This window comes from Streptomyces sp. NPDC012637, from assembly GCF_042954805.1.
Taxonomy (GTDB): domain Bacteria; phylum Actinomycetota; class Actinomycetes; order Streptomycetales; family Streptomycetaceae; genus Streptomyces.
In genome coordinates this window covers 1554086-1571548 of the sequence record NZ_JBIBDS010000001.1, presented here as the reverse complement: position 1 = coordinate 1571548, position 17463 = coordinate 1554086, and the positions used below count along the sequence as shown (strand labels likewise).

Below are 17463 nucleotides of genomic sequence, written 5' to 3'. Positions count from 1 at the left end.
GAAGTCCGTGAGCACCCGAACCCTGATCCGCGGCGGTCTCGTCATCACCGCCGCCGACGAACTGCACGCCGACGTCCTGATCGAGGACGGGAGGATCGCCGCCCTCGCCGCCCACGGCTCCGACGTCGCCGCAGGCTGGACCGCCGGACGGGTCGTCGACGCCACCGACCGCTACGTCATCCCGGGCGGCGTCGACGCCCACACCCACATGGAGCTGCCCTTCGGCGGCACCTTCGCCTCCGACACCTTCGAGACCGGCACCCGCGCCGCCGCCTGGGGCGGCACCACCACCATCGTCGACTTCGCCGTCCAGACCGTCGGGCACAGCCTGCGCGAGGGCCTGGACGCCTGGTACGCCAAGGCCGACGGCAACTGCGCCGTCGACTACGGCTTCCACATGATCCTCTCCGACGTCAACGAGCACACCCTGAAGGAGATGGACCGGCTCGTCCAGGAGGGGATCTCCTCGTTCAAGCTGTTCATGGCCTATCCGGGAGTCTTCTACAGCGACGACGGACAGATCCTGCGGGCCATGCAGCGCGGGGCCGCCAACGGCGGACTGATCATGATGCACGCGGAGAACGGCATCGCGATCGACGTCCTCGTGGAGCAGGCCCTGGCCCGGGGCGAGACGGATCCCCGCCATCACGGAGAGGTCCGCAAGGCCCTGCTGGAGGCGGAGGCGACCCACCGCGCGATCCAGCTCTCCCGCGTCGCGGGCGCGCCCCTGTACGTCGTCCACGTGTCGGCGGAGGAGGCCGTAGCGGAGCTGGCCGCGGCCCGCGACAAGGGCCTGCCGGTCTTCGGCGAGACCTGCCCGCAGTACCTCTTCCTCTCCACCGACAACCTGGCGGAGCCGGACTTCGAGGGCGCCAAGTACGTGTGCAGCACGCCCCTGCGGCCGAAGGAACACCAGGCCGCGCTCTGGCGGGGCCTGCGGACGAACGACCTCCAGGTGGTCTCCACCGACCACTGCCCCTTCTGCTTCAAGGGCCAGAAGGAGCTCGGCGTCGGCGACTTCTCCAAGATCCCCAACGGGCTGCCCGGCGTAGAGAACCGCATGGACCTGCTCCACCAGGCCGTCGTCGACGGGCACATCAGCCGCCGCCGCTGGATCGAGATCGCCTGCGCGACCCCGGCCCGGATGTTCGGCCTCTACCCGCAGAAGGGCACCATCGCGCCGGGCGCGGACGCGGACGTCGTCATCTACGACCCGCACGCCACGCAGACCCTGTCCGCGGCCACCCACCACATGAACGTCGACTACTCCGCGTACGAGGGGAAGACCGTCACCGGACAGGTCGAGACCGTCCTCTCCCGCGGCGAACCCGTCATCGAACAGCGGAAGTTCACCGGGCGCGCCGGCCACGGCAGCTTCGTGCCCCGCTCCACCTGCCAGTACCTGGGCTGAACCACCCCAGGATCTCGCCGCACCGACTTGAACTTGGAGGTCCCGCGTGGACTTCGGACTCGTCCTGCAGACCGACCCGCCCGCCTCGGAGGTCGTCGGTCTGATGCGCCGGGCGGAGCGCAACGGCTTCCGCTACGGCTGGACCTTCGACTCCGCCGTGCTGTGGCAGGAGCCCTTCGTCATCTACAGCCGGATCCTCGAACACACCACCAAGCTCCACGTCGGCCCCATGGTCACCAACCCGGGGACCCGCACCTGGGAGGTCACCGCCTCCACCTTCGCCACCCTCAACGACATGTACGGCAACCGGACCGTCTGCGGCATCGGCCGCGGCGACTCCGCCATGCGCGTCGCCGGCCGCAAGCCCAACACCCTGGCCCGCCTCGGCGAGGCCATCGACGTCATCCGCGACCTCGCCGAGGGCCGCGAGGCGACGGTGGACGGCAACCCGATCCGCATCCCGTGGATCAAGGAGGGGAAGCTGCCGGTGTGGATGGCGGCCTACGGCCCGAAGGCACTGGCCCTGGCCGGGCAGAAGGCCGACGGCTTCATCCTCCAGCTCGCCGACCCGTTCCTCACGGAGTGGATGGTCAAGGCGGTCCGGCAGGCCGCCGCCGACGCGGGCCGCGATCCCGACGCCCTGACGATCTGCGTCGCCGCCCCCGCCTACGTCACCGCCGACGACTCCCCGCAGGCCCTCGCCCACGCCCGCGACCAGTGCCGGTGGTTCGGCGGCATGGTCGGCAACCACGTCGCCGACCTGGTCGCCAAGTACGGCGAACACTCCTCGATGGTCCCCGAGGAGCTGACGGCGTACATCAAGGACCGGCAGGGCTACGACTACTCCCACCACGGCCGCGCCGACAACCCCGACACCACCTTCGTCCCCGACGAGATCGTCGACCGCTTCTGCCTCCTGGGCCCCGCCGAGGCCCACCTCGACAAGCTCCGCCACCTCAAGGACCTCGGCGTCGACCAGTTCGCGGTCTACGACATGCACGACAACCGCGAGGGCACCATCGACGCCTACGGCACCGACATCATCCCCGCCCTTCGCTGACGCAGAGCCCGGGCCGGGGCCACGGCCTCCGGATCGGCGGGGACGTGGGTCTCGTCGAAGCCGGTGATCAGCTCGTCCAGGACGCCGCCCCGCTCGATCTGTCCGCTGTGCTGCCTTCTCCAGGTATGCGGAGACCCTGCTCGCCGACCCGTTCGCAGCGGCCGGCGGTCAGGGGCCGACCGTCCGCCCCTGGCGCAGGCTTTGGCCGTATGCCGTCGTCGAGGCTAGGGTGTGCCGCCGCGTACTCGGCGGATCGCTCCCCTGACGGAGGTGGGAATGGGGCTCATCGATGCGGACCACGTGGGGCTGGTCGTCGCGGCGCGGGCCGGTGACGACCGGGCGCGCGAGGAGCTGATCGCCGCGTACCTGCCGTTGCTGTACAACATCGTCGGGCGAGCGCTGGGCGGACATGCGGATGTCGACGACGTGGTCCAGGAAACCCTGCTGCGCGTGGTGCGCGACCTGCCCACCCTGCGTGCCCCGGAGAGCTTCCGGTCCTGGCTGGTGTCGATCACACTCCGCCAGATCAACACCCACTGGCACCGGCAACACGCCCTCGCCGACCGGACCACGGTCATCGACGAGGCGCGCCGGATGCCGGACGCCGGCGCCCAGCCCCTGGACGTGACGATCCTGCGGCTGCACGTGTCGGACGAGCGCCGACGGGTGGTCGAAGCCGGCCGGTGGCTCGACCCGGACCATCGGGTGCTGCTGTCGCTGTGGTGGCAGGAATGCGTCGGCCTGCTCAGCCGGGAGGACATGGCCGCCGCCATGGGGCTCACGGTCGCGCACGTCGGAGTGCGCATCCAGCGCATGCGGGAGCAGCTGGAGTCGTGCCGGACGATCGTCGCCGCGCTGGAGGCCGACCCGCGCTGTCCGCAGCTGGGGGAGACCGTCGCCGGCTGGGACGGCCTTCCGGCATCGGTGTGGCGCAAGCGGATCGCGCGGCACACACGTGACTGCCCGGTCTGCACGACGACGTCGCCAGAACGGGTTCCGGCCGAACTGCTCCCCCTCAGCCTCACGACGCTGGCCGTCCCGGCCGCACTCATCGCCGCGCTGGCCGCCAAGGGCCTTCTGCCGAGTACGGCAGCGAGCGCCGCCGGGCTGGCCGCGGCCCCCGTCGCCGTCGGCGCGGCGACGGGGGGAGGCGGTCTCCACGGCGCGCTGATCGGCAAACTCCAGGCGGTGACGGCTCATCCGCTGGTGAGCCTCGCGACCGGCGCGGTGCTCATCGCCGGGACCGCCACCTACGCGACCTGGCCCGAACCGGCGCCTCGCGTGCCCGGCGCCACCGCCGCTCCCACGGCCGGCACTCCCACGCCCCTTCCCTCGCGCACCCCCACGTCGGCCGGACCGTCCCCGGCGAGTCCGTCCCCGGTGAGCCCGCCCTCGGTCAGCCCGTCCGCCGTCGCGGGCACCGTTCCGCTGGGCGCACGGTCGCTGGAGTCCGCGGACAGCCCCGGCCTGTTCGTCACGTACACCGGCGACTTCGCGGCGCTCGGCAGCGTCGCCGCGTCCAGCGGCCCGCAGGCACGCCAGCGGTTCACCTTCACGGTCGTCGGGGGACTGGCCGACACGCGGTGCGTCACCTTCCGCGCCGCAGACGGCCGGTACCTTCGCCACCATTACCTGCGGCTGCGGCTGAGCACCGACGACGGCAGCGCACTGTTCCGTGAAGACGCCACCTTCTGTCCCCGTCCCGGGGCGGTCGCCGGGTCCGTGACCCTGCACGCGCACAACTATCCGGGATCGGTCCTCCGCCACCGCGACGGCGGAATCTGGCTCGACGGCTCCGACGGCACGCGGGCCTTCGCCGGCCAGGCTTCCTTCGTCGTGCGCGGTTCCGGGGCCTGAGCACCGCTCCTCGGGCGATCCCGACCGAGCCGCACCGTCACGGCTGGTGCTCCTCCAGCCCGATCCCCCACGGTTCCCGCCCCACGCCGTGACCGGCGTCCACCGCAGATCACTGCGGCGCCCCTCTTCCACGGGCGCGACCAGGCCACGGCGCCCGGCATAACGCTTTCTGCCTGCGAGATGCATCACCGGGCGATCCCGCGAACGGCGCCGCTTTTCCGTTACGAGACCGCGTGCCCGGAAGCCTCCACTTCAGGGGTGTCCCTCCCGCCGCCCGTCATGACGCGCCGACGCGGCAGGGTCCCGACCTCCCCCACCGACGATCCCCTGAAGAAAGCCCCTCACATGACGCAACACACCCACGAGCCCAGAACGACCGGTACGCAGGGCCCCCGAGGAGAATCATGAAGGGCCTGCACCGGCTCCACCGGCGCCGCCGGACATGGGCGATAGGACTGTCGGCCACGGCGCTGGTGGCCGGCGTCGTGACGCTCCTCCCCAGCTCCGCCGGAGCCGCGGGCCTGGGCACCCAGGCCGGCCCCTCGGGCAGGTACTTCGGGACGGCTGTGGCAGCCGGCAGGCTCGGCGACTCCGCGTACACCGCGATCGCGGACCGGGAGTTCAACATGGTCACCCCGGAGAACGAGATGAAGTGGGACACCGTCGAACCGTCCCGCGGCAATTTCAACTTCGGTCCCGCGGACCGGATCGTCGATCGTGCCCTGGCACGCGGCCAGCGCCTGCGCGGCCACACCACGGTCTGGCACTCGCAGCTCCCCTCCTGGGTCGGCTCCATCCGCGACGCGCAGACGCTGCGCGGTGTGATGAACCACCACATCACCACCCAGATGACCCACTACAAAGGCAAGATCTACGCCTGGGACGTGGTCAACGAGGCGTTCGCCGACGGCGGCAGCGGCCGGCTCCGCGACTCGGTCTTCCAGCGGGTGCTGGGCGACGGATTCGTCGAGGAGGCGTTCCGCACCGCCCGCGCGGCCGATTCCTCGGCCAAGCTCTGCTACAACGACTACAACATCGAGAACTGGTCGGACGCCAAGACCCAGGGCGTCTACCGCATGGTCAAGGACTTCAAGTCCCGCGGCGTGCCCATCGACTGCGTCGGGTTCCAGAGCCACTTCGGGGCGGGCGGCCCGCCGGCGAGCTTCAGGACCACCTTGGCCGGCTTCGCCGACCTGGGCGTCGACGTCCAGATCACCGAGCTGGACATCGCCCAGGCGTCACCCACCCACTACGCGAACACGGTCAGCACCTGCCTGTCCGTGGCCCGGTGCACCGGCATCACGGTGTGGGGCGTCCGTGACAGCGACTCCTGGCGCAGCGGCGAGAGCCCGCTGTTGTTCGACAGCGGTGGCAGGCCCAAGCCCGCGTACACCGCCGTCATGAACGCTCTCACGTCCGCCTCCGGTACGACCCCGGGCAAGCCGACCGGCGGTACCGGGGAGATCAAGGGCGTGGCCTCCGGCCGCTGTGTGGACATCCCCGGCTCCGCCACCGCCAACGGCACCCGCGCGCACCTGTGGGACTGCGGTGGACAGGCCGGCCAGCGCTGGACCCACACCGCCGCCAAGCAGCTGAAGGTGCACGGCGACAAGTGCCTGGACGCCAAGGGCAAGGGCACCACCAACGGCACGCCGGTGATCGTCTGGGACTGCAACGGCGGCGCCAACCAGCAGTGGGACGTCAACTCCAACGGCTCGATCACCGGCGTCCAGTCCGGGCTGTGCCTCGACGCCGTCGGCGCCGCCACCGCGAACGGCACCACGATCCAGCTGTACGCCTGCGCGTCCGTCGGCAACCAGAAGTGGACCTGGACCACCCCGTCCGGGACGGGCAGCGGCACGTGTGATCTCCCGACGGCGTACAAGTGGAGTTCGACGGGTCCCCTCGCGCAGCCGTCGAACGGGTGGGCCGCGCTGAAGGACTTCACCCACGTGATGCACGACGGCAAGCACCTCGTCTACGCGTCGAGCGCGTCGGGCACCTCGTACGGCTCGATGGCGTTCCGCCCCTTCACGAACTGGTCGGACATGGCGTCGGCCGGCCAGATCCGGATGGGCCAGAACGCGGTGGCGCCCACCCTGTTCTACTTCGCACCCAAGAGGATCTGGGTGCTGGCCTACCAGTGGGGCGCCTCGCCCTTCAGCTACCGCACGTCGAGCGACCCCACCAACCCCGACGGCTGGTCCGCGCCGCGGCCGCTGTTCACCGGCAGCATCCCCCGTACCGAATCCGGCACCGGACCGATCGACCAGACCCTGATCGCCGACGAGAAGAACATGTACCTGTTCTTCGCCGGCGACAACGGCAGGATCTACCGGGCGAGCATGCCGATCGGGAACTTCCCGGGCAACTTCGGCTCGTCGTACACCACGGTCATGAGCGACACCGCCAAGAATCTCTTCGAGGCGCCGCAGGTCTACAAGGTCCAGGGCCGGAACCAGTACCTCATGATCGTCGAGGCTCGCGGTGCGAACGAGCGGCGCTACTTCCGCTCGTTCACGGCCTCCAGCCTGAGCGGTGCGTGGACCCCGCAGGCCGCGACCGAGAGCAACCCCTTCGCGGGCAAGGCCAACAGCGGCGCCACCTGGACCGACGACATCAGCCACGGTGACCTGATCCGCACCAACCCCGACCAGACCATGACCGTCGACCCCTGCAACCTGCGGTTCCTGTACCAGGGCAAGTCCCCCACCGCGGGCGGACCCTACGACGGGCTGCCCTACCGGCCGGGCGTCCTCACCCTGCAGCGCTGACCTGCCCGATCCACAGTCGTACAAGGAGAAACACCCCCCATGAACAACCCCACCAACGCCGGGCGCCGCGGACGTCACCGCCGTCGCGGGACCGCCACCGCCCTGCTGCTCGGCGTGCCCGCCACCGTCGTGCCGTACCTCCTGTTCGTGCAGGACGACTCGCAGGCCGCGACGGTCGACGACAGCGCCTACTACAAGCTGGTCTCGGTGCGCAGCGGCAAGGTGCTGGACGTCAACGCCTTCTCCACCGCCGACGGCACCCGCATCCAGCAGTGGACCGATCAGAACACCGCCAACCAGCAGTGGAGGCTGAGGTCCACCGGCGACGGCTACTACGAGCTGGTGAACCGCAACAGCGGCAAAGTGCTCGGCATAGCGGGCGATTCGACCGCGCAGGCGGCTGCCGCCGAGCAGCAGACCGACAGCTCCTCCGCCTCCCAGGAATGGCGGATCGACGAGGTGAGCGGTTCCGGCGCCGTCACCTTCACCTCCCGCAGGAGCGGCCAGGTCCTGGACGTCCGGGGAGGGTCCACGGCCGACGGCGCGGCGGTCATCCAGTACGGCGGCCATGGCAGCACCAACCAGCAGTGGAGGCTGGTGAAGACGGCCGAGGCCCCGGCCACCGGGACCGGACCGTACGTGTGGAAGAACGCCCAGGTGGTGGGCGGGGGTTACGTCACCGGGCTGGTGTTCAACCCCCGGGAGAGGGGGCTGCTGTACGCGCGTACCGACATGGGCGGTGCCTACCGCTGGGACGCCGCGGCCGAGCAGTGGATCCCGCTGACCGACTGGCTCGGCGAGAAGGACTGGAACCTGCTGGGCATCGACGCGCTGGCCACCGACCCCGTCGACCCCGACCGGCTCTACCTCGCCACCGGCACCTACACCAACGAGTGGGCCGGCAACGGCGCGGTCCTGCGCTCCACGGACCGTGGCCGCACCTTCCAGCGCACCGATCTGCCGTTCAAGCTGGGCGGCAACGAGGACGGCCGCGGGGCCGGCGAACGCCTGGCGATCGACCCCTCGGACAACCGCACCCTGCTGCTGGGTACCCGTAAGAACGGCCTGTGGCGCAGCACCGACAGCGGTGCGACGTGGCGGCAGGTCTCCTCGTTCCCCGTCAAGGACGGTGCGGGCAGCGGTGCGGGCATCTCCTTCGTGACGTACGGCCCGGCCGGCAGCAGGACGGTCTACGTCGGCGTCGCCGACAGGTCCACCTCCCTCTACCGCTCCACCGACGGCGGCAGCACCTGGCAGGCGGTCCCCGGGCAGCCCACGGGCCAGTTGCCGCAGCACGGAGTGCTCTCCGGTGACGGCTCGCTGTACCTGACGTACACCAACGCCCTCGGACCCAACGGCGTGACGGCGGGCTCGGTCTGGAAGTACGCACCGGCCGGCGGGACGTGGAAGAACGTCTCCCCGTCCCAGGGCGGCTACGGGTTCTCCGGCCTGGCCGTCGACCCGCGCAAGCCGTCCACGGTGATGGTCACCACGCTCGACCGCTGGTGGCCCGAGGACGAGATCTACCGCACCACCGACGGCGGCACGACCTGGAAGGCACTGGCGGACAGGTCGGTGCGGAACGCCTCCGCCGCCCCCTACGTCGGCACCCACACCGGGCACTGGATGACCGCCCTGGCCATCGACCCCTTCGACTCCGGGCACGTGCTGTACGGCACGGGCAACGGCATCTGGCGCAGCAAGGACGCCAACGCCACCGACAGCGGCGGCACCAGCCACTGGACCGCGGGGGCGCGGGGCCTCGAGGAGACCGCGCTGATGGACGCGATCGCCCCGCCCGGGGGTGCCGCCGTCGTCACCGCCATGGGCGACCAGGGCGGTTTCCGCCACGAGGACCTCACCAAGGTCCCGGCCGGGCGGCTTGACAACCCGATGATGGCCAACAGCACGGACATCGACTTCGCCCAGGCCAATCCCTCGGTGATGGTCCGCGTCGGCCACGGCGGCGCACAGGACGGCGCCTACTCCACGGACGGCGGCATCAGCTGGAACGGCTTCAAGACCGAGCCGGTGGCCGGTGCCCGGGACGGCCGTGTCGCGCTCGCGGCCGACGGCTCGGCCATCGTCTGGACCCAGGCCGGCCAGGTCCCGTACCGGTCGACCGACAAGGGGGCGAGCTGGTCGAGGGTCGGCGGCCTCGGCACCGACGCGGTCGTCGTCGCCGACCGCTCCTCGGCCAGGACCTTCTACTCACTGGCCGGCGGCACGCTGCACGCCAGCACCGACGGCGGCGCGACCTTCACCGCCCGGGCGACCGGCCTGCCCGCCGGCCGGCTCACGGCCGTCCCCGGCGTCGCCGGAGACCTGTGGATCGCCGGCGGCGGCCAGGGGCTCCGGCACTCCACCGACGGCGGCCGCACCTTCACCACGCTCACCACGGTGCAGTCCGCCTCCGCCCTCGGCTTCGGCAAGGCCGCGCCCGGCGCCTCCTACCAGGCCCTGTACCTGATCGGCACCGTCAAGGACGTCACCGGCGTCTTCCGCTCCACCGACAAGGGCGCCACCTGGCTCCGCGTCAACGACGACGCCCACCAGTGGGGCAGCATCGGCGGCGTCGGCGTCATCACCGGTGACCCGGACACCTACGGCCGGGTCTACGTCGGCACCAACGGCCGCGGCCTCCAGTACGGCGACCCGTCCTGACGCCGCCACCGGAGCGGACACGCGGCTGACGTCCGCGCCGGCCTGCCGGCCGCAAGGGGATCCCGCCCTCTGACCAGTGCGACAGCTGGTCGGAGGGCGGCATTCCGCCGCGGCGCGAGAAGGAGCGCAACGTCAGCGCAGGGCGCCGGGCCGTGGCGCCGTCCTGCCCGAACGTGACAGGGAGGGCGACCCCGGCCATGGGGCCGCCCTCCCTGTTCCGGATGCTGATTACGGCTTGCGTCCGCACCACGCCACGAGGCGGTCGATGGCCGGCGCGTCCGCGTCGACGTCCACCGCGGCCCCGAACGGCGCACCGTCACGCGGCCCGGCGGGCAGCCCGCGCTTCATGGCGGCGTACGAGATCGCCACGAGTTCGGGGTCCCAGTCCGGGAGCTGTCCCGTCGCGGTGGCCACGTCCCAGGTGTGCACCGTGAACTCCGACGTCCAGACGGCCGCGGCGGCAGCACCCGGAAGGCTACCGAACGGCAGTGTCAGGATCCGGTCAAGGACCGCGGGATCCGCCCACGCCGCCTCGACCTCACGCACCGCGGCGTCCCACGCCTCCTGCCATTCGGTGTCCGCGAGGTCGTCGGCGACCGTGGGGAGACTCGTCACGTCGCCGCCGCGCCCGGCGAGGGCGATCCGGCGCAGGACGGCGACGAGGTGTCCGGCCAGCCGCCGGACGGTGAACTCGGTGCAGGGCGTGGGCGCGTCGAACTGCTCGGGCCGGACTGCGGCGATGGTGCGTCCGGCCAGCGCGATCGCCTTGAGCAGGGCCTGACGAGGGTCGCCGGTGAGGTCAGGGGTGACAGTGGAGCGCGCGGTGTTCTCGATGTGTGTCATGGCCTCATCCTGGAAGCCGAACAGGTCATCTTCTGGCCACTTTCCGGAAGAGAATCGTCGGCATGAGAGCCGATCGCCTGGTGGCAACCCTGTTGTTCCTCCAAACGCGTACCCGTGTGACCGTGGCCGAGGTCGCCGCCGAACTCGAAGTGTCGCCGCGGACCGCACGCCGCGACCTGGAGGCCCTGTCCACCGCGGGCATCCCCGTCTACTCGCAGCGTGGCCGCGGCGGCGGCTGGTCGCTGGTCGGCGGCGCCCGTACGGACCTCACCGGGCTGACCGCCGGGGAGATCCGGGCGCTGTTCCTGCTCGCGGGCCCGTCGTCGACCACGCCCGAACTCCGTGCGGCGTTGCGCAAGCTGGTTCGGGCGTTGCCCGCACCCCTGCGTGCGGGAGCCGAGGCCGCGTCGCGGGCCGGCCTTACCGACGGCACGGACTGGTCGCGCGCCGACGTCACGGCCACCGGGCCGCACCTCGACGCGCTCCGGCGGGCCGTGGTGGACGGGATCCAGGTGCGGCTCGGGTACGCCGGGCCGGGCAAGCCCGTCGGCGAGCGAACCGTCCATCCGCTCGGGCTCGTGGCCAAGGCCGGTCACGACTACCTCGTCGCCGATACGGAGCGGGGCTTGCGGACCTTCCGGCTCAGCCGGGTCACCTCGGTCCAGGCAACCGGCGAGCCCGTCGTACGGCCGCCCGGCTTCGACCTTCCCACGGTCTGGCGTTCGTTCGCCGCGCGCTTGGAGGAGCGGCTGTACGCGGCGACGGTTCGGGCCCGGGTCGAGCCGGGTGCCATGGCGAACCTGGAGCGGCTGTTCGGCGGGCGTCTGCACGTCGGTCCGGTGCTCCACGACGGGTGGACGGAGATACGGGTCGACGGGCCGACGCCGGAGGTCGTCGCGGCACAGCTGGCCGGGCTGGGGGCACGCATCGAGGTGCTGGATCCGCCGGAGGCAAGGGAGCGGCTCGCACGTCTGGCGGTCGAGCTGGCCGGTGTGTACGGGCCGCCGGGCTCTGGATAGCCGCCCGGCACGGGCCCGATCCCGGAGGGCGGCCCCATCCCTTCCTCGAGCCGCTCGCCGGCCACGGCCGGGCGGTGGGCTCGCCGCCTCCCCGCTCTGCACGACGCTGATGACAAGCGGGCGGCGGTCCCGCCGTCCGGGCCCGCCCGTTTGAGGCAGGCATGACACCCTGCGGTCCCTGCTCGGAGTCGTTCCACCACCGGTCGGCCAGCCGCTCCCGTGCACCGATCTCATGGCGCGTCAGGGCCGCCGCCTGCAGCCCTGGACCCGGGGCGGCGTCATGCCCTAGCCTCGCAGACACCGAGAAGCGGGGCAGCGTCGCCTACTTCGGGTCCCTCCCAACCTGCCCGGACGTGTTCGCGCCCCCGTAACTCGCCCATCACGGTGTCGTTTTGCGTTTACACAACGCAACGAAGGCGGTCGTCAATGTCCGGCACGGAGTCCTCCGACTACACCCAGCGTCTCGCGCGGCTCGAGACCTCGGGAATCAAGCGGTTGCTCCCCACGCAAGCTCCCTATCGATGGAACCTGAAGAGGCTCGGACTAGGGCGGGTGCTCGACGTCGGCTGCGGTCTCGGCCGCAACCTGCTGAACTGCGGACCCGACAGCGTGGGCGTCGACCACAACGCCCACTCCGTCGCCACCTGCCGTGAGCGCGGTCTCACCGCCTACACGCCGGACGAGCTCGCCGAGGCCCCGGACTGCGGTCCCGGTTCCTTCGACAGCCTGCTCTGCGCGCACGTCCTGGAGCACATGGACGAGACGTTCGGGAACTCGGTCCTGGAGCAGTACCTGCCGCTGGTGAAGCCGGGCGGCTCGGTCGTGCTGATCTGTCCGCAGGAGGCCGGCTACAAGACCGACTCCACGCACGTGCGGTTCGTCGACTTCGACGGGATGCGCGCGCACGCCGAGAAGGTCGGGCTCGGCGTCGAGCGCACCTACTCGTTCCCGTTCCCGCGGTCCGTGGGCAAGGTCTTCCCGTACAACGAGTTCGTCCTGGTCGCCCGGGTTCCCGCGGAGGCCTGACGCGGCCGGCCGGCCGTGACCCGTCCTGTCAGGGGACGGGCCACGGCCCCCGGCCCGGCACGTGTGCCGCCGCGGAACGCCAACCCGGGCGCGGGTGATCTCCGTGGCCCGTCCGACGGCCCGTGGCCCGTCCGACGGCGCGCAGCCCGTCCGACGGTCCGTGACCCGTCGGACGGCCCGCAGTCCGGCCGACGGGCGCGGCGGCCGGCCGGCCACCGGCGGGGCGGCGCTACGGGACCCGGGCCGTCCAGTCCCGGGCCGCGAACTTGGACTCCGCCAGGTCCTTCGCCAGCGCCAGCTCCTCCTCGGTCACCCGGCCCTCCGTGAGGCCGTACCGGCCGCGGAACGAGTCGATCATCCGCTCGATCACCGCCTCGCGCGGCAGACCGGTCTGCCGGCGCAGCGGGTCGACCCGCTTCTTCGCGCTCTTGGTGCCCTTGTCGGAGAGCTTCTCGCGCCCGATCCGCAGCACCTCGGTCATCTTGTCGGCGTCGATGTCGTACGCCATCGTCACGTGGTGCAGCACCGCGCCCTCGCCCGCGACCACGCGCTTCTGGGCGGCGCCCGCGATCTTGCCGGCGTCGGTGGCGATGTCGTTCAGCGGCTGGTACCAGGCCTTTACGCCCATGTCGCCGAGCGCGCCGAGCACCCAGTCGTCGAGATAGGCGTAGCTGTCGGTGAAGGACAGGCCCTGGACGAGGGCGTCGGGGACCGACAGCGAGTACGTGATCGTGTTGCCCGGCTCGATGAACATGGCACCGCCGCCGCTGATCCGGCGGACCACCTCGATGCCGTGCCGCTCGGCCGCCTCCGGGTCCACCTCGTTGCGCAGCGACTGGAAGCTCCCGATCACCACGGCGGGCGAACCCCACTCCCACACCCGCAGCGTCGGCGGGCGCCGGCCCGCGGCGACCTCGGCGGTCAGCACCTCGTCGAGCGCCATGTGCAGCGCGGGGGACTGGGGCGCGTCGTGGACCAGCTGCCAGTCGTAGTCCGTCCAGTCCGTGGCGTGCGCGAGCGCCCGGCGGACCGCGACGCCGATGCCCTCCGTGGTCAGGCCGAACATCTCCGTGCCCGGCAGCAGCGCCTGGTCGATGCGGGCCGCGAGACCGGCGGCGTCGGTGTCCGCGGGGGCGCCTTCGAGGGCCCGGTCGATCGCCAGGATCGCCTCGTCGGGTTCGAGGAAGAAGTCGCCCGCGACCCGGACCCGGCGCAGCGCGCCGTCCTCCACGTCGAGGTCGACGACGACCAGCTTGCCGCCCGGGACCTTGTACTCGCCGTGCACGGGCCCTACCTGGATGGTGAGCACGGAGCTTTGGGGGTGAACTCGACCAAAGCGTACTCGTGGCCGGCAGGTCGTCCGCCGGTTGTCCACAGGTCGCCCGGGAGCCCCCGCGTTGTCAGACGGGTGTGGTGGGATGGACACATGACGGAACAGACCGTGACCGAGACCGGAGCCCACGACTTCCTCGCCCACGTCCTCGCCGGCGGCACCACCGAGGTGGAGGAGGCGGTGCGCAAGGCCGCCGCCGCGGAGATCATGCCGCGCTTCCGGCAGCTCGACGAGGACGAGATCGTCGAGAAGAACGGGCCGCACGACCTGGTGACCGTCGCCGACCGGGCCGCCGAGGCCCACCTGACCGCCTCCCTCACGGCGCTGCTTCCCGGCTCGGTGGTGGTCGGCGAGGAAGCGGTGCACGCCGACCCCGCGGTCTACGAGGCGCTGAAGGGCGACGCCCCGGTGTGGATCGTCGACCCGGTGGACGGCACCCGTCAGTTCGTGCGCGGCGAGGCCGGTTTCTGCACGCTGGTGGCCCTCGCCCGGCGCGGCGAGGTCCTCGCCTCCTGGACCTACGCCCCCGCCCTCGACGAGTTCGCCGTCGCGGTGAGCGGCCACGGCGCCACCCTGAACGGCGAGCCGATACGGTCGGGCGCGCCCGCGTCCGGTGCGGTCCTGGAGGTCGCCACCTCCCACCCGGACTACACCACGCCGGACCAGAAGCGCGCCCTGCTCGGACTGCGCACCGAGGGCGTCCGCCCGCGCCCCTGCGGCTCGGCGGGACTGGAGTACCTGGCCGTCGCCCGCGGCCGCCTCGACGCGGTCGCCTTCTCCTGGGAGTACGCCTGGGACCACGCCGCCGGGCTGCTGCTGGTGGCGGAGGCCGGAGGCGCGGACCTCACCCTGACCGGCGAGCGCTTCCGGATCACCGGCGGCAACACGCTGCCGTTCACCGCGGCCCGCGACGCCGCCACCGCCGAACGGATCCGGTCACTCCTCGGGGCCCGGTAAGTCCCGTACGAGGCCGGGAATATGCTGGGTTACCTGGCCCGCCGACCGACGAAGGAGTCCAGGTGCCGTCGATGCTCGATGCCGTCGTCGTGGGGGCGGGGCCCAACGGACTGACCGCCGCCGTGGAACTGGCCCGCCGCGGCTTCTCGGTCGCCGTGTTCGAGGCGAAGTCCACCGTGGGCGGCGGCGCCCGCACGGAGGAGCTCACGCTTCCCGGCTTCCGCCACGACCCGTGTTCTGCCGTGCACCCGCTCGGCATCGGCTCGCCCGTATTCAAGACCATGCCGCTGCAGCGGCACGGGCTGGAGTGGCTGCACGCCGAGCTGCCCATGGCCCACCCCTGGGACGACGGCACCGCGGCCGTCCTCTCCCGTTCCGTCGCCGAGACCGCCGCCTCCTTCGGACCGCGCGACGCCGGCACCTACCGGCGGCTCGTCGCGCCCTTCCTCGGCAAGTGGGACAGCCTGGTTGGGGACTTCATGCAGCTGCCGCTCACCGCGCTGCCGCGCGACCCGGTCACGCTGGCCCGCTTCGGCCTGGCCGGACTCCCGCCGTCCACCTGGCTGATGCGCCGCTTCCGGGACGAGAAGGCACGCGGCCTGTTCGCCGGGCTCGTCGGCCATGTCATCGCCCCGCTCGGCGGCTTCGCCACCGGGGCCGTCGGCCTGGTCTTCGCGCTCGCCGCGCACACGGGCGGCTGGCCGCTGCCCCGCGGCGGCTCCCAGTCGATCTCCGACGCCCTCGCCGCGTATCTGAAGGAGCTCGGCGGCGCCGTCCACACCGACTTCGAGGTCAAGCGGCTCGACGACCTGCCGCCGGCCCGCGCCTACGTCTTCGACACCTCGCCCACCGCCCTCGCCAGGATCGCCGGGCTCGGCGCCGCCTACGACGGCTACCGCTACGGCGCCAGCTGCTTCAAGATCGACTACGCCCTGTCGGGCCCCGTACCGTGGACCGCCGACGCCGCGCGCCGGGCCGGCACCGTCCAGGTCGGTCCCACCATGGGGGAGATCGACACGGCGCTGCACCAGGCGTCCTCCGGTACCGCCCCGGACGCCCCGTTCCTCATCACCGCCCAGCCCAGTCTGGTCGACCCGAGCCGTGCCCCCGAGGGCAAGCACGTCTTCTGGGCCTACGGCCACGTCCCCAACGGCTGGCGCGGCGACCTCACCGACGCCATCGAACGGCAGATCGAGCGCTTCGCGCCCGGCTTCCGCGACCTGATCCTCGCCCGGGCCACCGCCGGACCGCCCGAGCTCGCCGAGCGCAACGCCAACTACGTCGGCGGCGACATCGCCTGCGGCGCCGCCCGCGGCCTGCAGCTCGTGCTCCGGCCGAAGCTCTCCCTCTTCCCCTACAGCACGCCCCACCCGGCGGTCTTCCTCTGCTCCTCCGCCACCCCGCCCGGCCCCGGCGTCCACGGCATGTCCGGCCACAACGCGGCCAAGGCGGTCTGGCGCCGGCTGCGCGTGCCCGCGGGGAGATGAGGCGGCGAAAACCCGGATGACCCGCCCACCCGTCGGCGGGACGATGGAGACATGACCACCCGACCCGAGATCGTGCTCGTCCGCGGCGACATCACCCGGCAGGACACCGACGTCATCGTCAACGCGGCCAACTCCTCCCTCCTGGGCGGAGGCGGGGTCGACGGGGCGATCCACCGCCGGGGCGGACCCGCCGTCCTCGACGCGTGCCGCAAGCTCCGCGCGGGCCACTACGGCCGCGGCCTGCCCACGGGCAAGGCCGTCGCCACCACCGCCGGAAACCTGGCCGCGCGCTGGGTCGTCCACACCGTCGGCCCGGTCCACAGCGCCCAGGAGGACCGTTCCGAGCTGCTCGCCTCCTGCTACCGGGAGTCCCTGCGGGTGGCCGACGAACTCGGCGCGCGCTCCGTCGCGTTCCCGGCGGTCTCCACCGGCGTCTACGGCTGGCCCATGGACGACGGCGCCCGCATCGCCGTCGAGACCGTCCGGGCGGCGACCACGTCGGTGGCGGAGGTCCGCTTCGTGCTCTTCGACGAGAACGCGTACGCGGCCTTCGAGGCCGCCCTGGGCTGACCCTCCGGCCCGCCCGCCCACCGGTCGCCGCCCCCGTCCCTCGGACGCCCGGCGTCCGCCGCCCGTCACGATCCGGCCGCGCCTGCACGTTGATCAGGCATTCAGCGCGCCCTGTGATGCAGTCCCACCGGTGGCAGCCGGGTCTGCGTGCCGACCCGGTCGGGCGGCTGGGCCGCCATCGAGGGCTGGCGGCTCGACACGGGGGAGCGGCCCCAGGAAGCCCTGTCCATGGGCCCGCCTCGCTGCCCGACCGCATCGCGGCCCTGATGGAGACCTACGCCCTCAGCCCGCGCGAGTGCCAGGTCCTCGCCGAGGTGGTCGGCGGCGCGCCCACGTCGGAGATCGCCACCAGGCTCCGGCTGTCCCCGTTCACGGTCCGGGACCACCTCAAGACGGTCTTCACCAAGACCGGCGTCCGGTCCCGCCGCGAACTCGTCGCCCAGGTCTTCTTCCCGCACTGCC

General features: G+C 72.2%; 12 protein-coding genes and 1 pseudogene. 11 read left to right on the top strand and 2 right to left on the bottom strand.

Annotation, left to right across the window (positions count from 1 at the left end):
- The first annotated feature begins 7 nt into the window (after positions 1-7).
- The 5 genes from hydA to ACFY8W_RS07105 all read left to right on the top strand — a co-directional run bounded on the left by hydA (position 8) and on the right by ACFY8W_RS07105 (position 9766).
- Entirely contained in the window at positions 8-1411 is a 1404-nt protein-coding gene (gene hydA / locus ACFY8W_RS07125) for a dihydropyrimidinase (protein WP_391101217.1), read from the top strand.
- A gap of 46 nt (positions 1412-1457) precedes the next feature.
- Positions 1458-2471, top strand: coding sequence for a TIGR03842 family LLM class F420-dependent oxidoreductase (locus ACFY8W_RS07120; RefSeq protein WP_391101215.1), 1014 nt, complete (start codon positions 1458-1460; stop codon positions 2469-2471).
- Positions 2472-2747: 276 nt separating this feature from the next.
- Entirely contained in the window at positions 2748-4328 is a 1581-nt protein-coding gene (locus ACFY8W_RS07115; protein ID WP_391101212.1) for a sigma-70 family RNA polymerase sigma factor, read from the top strand.
- Positions 4329-4732: 404 nt separating this feature from the next.
- Positions 4733-7102 (top strand): non-reducing end alpha-L-arabinofuranosidase family hydrolase, encoded by a 2370-nt coding sequence (locus ACFY8W_RS07110; RefSeq protein ID WP_391101210.1) that lies wholly within the window; start codon positions 4733-4735, stop codon positions 7100-7102.
- Positions 7103-7141: 39 nt separating this feature from the next.
- A complete protein-coding gene (locus tag ACFY8W_RS07105; protein WP_391101208.1) occupies positions 7142-9766 on the top strand; it encodes an RICIN domain-containing protein in 2625 nt (874 codons plus the stop codon).
- Positions 9767-9994: 228 nt separating this feature from the next.
- Here the strand turns inward: ACFY8W_RS07105 and ACFY8W_RS07100 are convergent, their stop codons facing one another.
- Positions 9995-10609 (bottom strand): TIGR03086 family metal-binding protein, encoded by a 615-nt coding sequence (locus ACFY8W_RS07100; RefSeq protein ID WP_391101206.1) that lies wholly within the window; start codon positions 10607-10609, stop codon positions 9995-9997.
- Positions 10610-10671: 62 nt separating this feature from the next.
- On the opposite strand from ACFY8W_RS07100, the gene ACFY8W_RS07095 reads away from it, so the two are divergent.
- Together ACFY8W_RS07095 and ACFY8W_RS07090 are read left to right on the top strand one after the other, a co-directional pair.
- Positions 10672-11628 (top strand): WYL domain-containing protein, encoded by a 957-nt coding sequence (locus tag ACFY8W_RS07095; protein ID WP_391101203.1) that lies wholly within the window; start codon positions 10672-10674, stop codon positions 11626-11628.
- 426 nt (positions 11629-12054) lie between these two features.
- On the top strand, positions 12055-12654 hold the full coding sequence (locus ACFY8W_RS07090) for a methyltransferase domain-containing protein (RefSeq protein WP_391101200.1): 600 nt from the start codon (positions 12055-12057) through the stop codon (positions 12652-12654).
- Between the two features lie 229 nt (positions 12655-12883).
- Here the strand turns inward: ACFY8W_RS07090 and ACFY8W_RS07085 are convergent, their stop codons facing one another.
- Positions 12884-13939: a biotin/lipoate A/B protein ligase family protein gene (locus ACFY8W_RS07085; protein ID WP_391101198.1), complete on the bottom strand. Its 1056-nt coding sequence runs from the start codon at positions 13937-13939 to the stop codon at positions 12884-12886.
- 141 nt (positions 13940-14080) lie between these two features.
- Here ACFY8W_RS07085 and ACFY8W_RS07080 point away from each other — a divergent pair, with 141 nt between their 5' ends.
- The 4 genes and pseudogenes from ACFY8W_RS07080 to ACFY8W_RS07065 form a co-directional block, all read left to right on the top strand.
- Positions 14081-14944, top strand: coding sequence for an inositol monophosphatase family protein (locus tag ACFY8W_RS07080; RefSeq protein WP_391101195.1), 864 nt, complete (start codon positions 14081-14083; stop codon positions 14942-14944).
- A gap of 62 nt (positions 14945-15006) precedes the next feature.
- Positions 15007-16431, top strand: a complete 1425-nt coding sequence (locus ACFY8W_RS07075) for an FAD-dependent oxidoreductase (protein WP_391101193.1) — start codon at positions 15007-15009, stop codon at positions 16429-16431.
- Positions 16432-16482: 51 nt separating this feature from the next.
- Positions 16483-17001: an O-acetyl-ADP-ribose deacetylase gene (locus ACFY8W_RS07070; RefSeq protein ID WP_391101190.1), complete on the top strand. Its 519-nt coding sequence runs from the start codon at positions 16483-16485 to the stop codon at positions 16999-17001.
- Between the two features lie 116 nt (positions 17002-17117).
- Positions 17118-17426: pseudogene (locus tag ACFY8W_RS07065) on the top strand (LuxR C-terminal-related transcriptional regulator); the annotation flags it as partial.
- Positions 17427-17463: the final 37 nt, after the last annotated feature.

Coding starts and splice junctions, on each gene's coding strand:
- ACFY8W_RS07090 (WP_391101200.1), top strand. CDS start 12,055: ATGTCCGGCACGGAGTCCTCCGACTACACCCAGCGTCTCGCGCGGCTC.
- ACFY8W_RS07105 (WP_391101208.1), top strand. CDS start 7,142: ATGAACAACCCCACCAACGCCGGGCGCCGCGGACGTCACCGCCGTCGC.
- ACFY8W_RS07100 (WP_391101206.1), bottom strand. CDS start 10,609: ATGACACACATCGAGAACACCGCGCGCTCCACTGTCACCCCTGACCTC.
- ACFY8W_RS07115 (WP_391101212.1), top strand. CDS start 2,748: ATGGGGCTCATCGATGCGGACCACGTGGGGCTGGTCGTCGCGGCGCGG.
- ACFY8W_RS07070 (WP_391101190.1), top strand. CDS start 16,483: ATGACCACCCGACCCGAGATCGTGCTCGTCCGCGGCGACATCACCCGG.
- ACFY8W_RS07095 (WP_391101203.1), top strand. CDS start 10,672: ATGAGAGCCGATCGCCTGGTGGCAACCCTGTTGTTCCTCCAAACGCGT.
- ACFY8W_RS07110 (WP_391101210.1), top strand. CDS start 4,733: ATGAAGGGCCTGCACCGGCTCCACCGGCGCCGCCGGACATGGGCGATA.
- ACFY8W_RS07080 (WP_391101195.1), top strand. CDS start 14,081: ATGACGGAACAGACCGTGACCGAGACCGGAGCCCACGACTTCCTCGCC.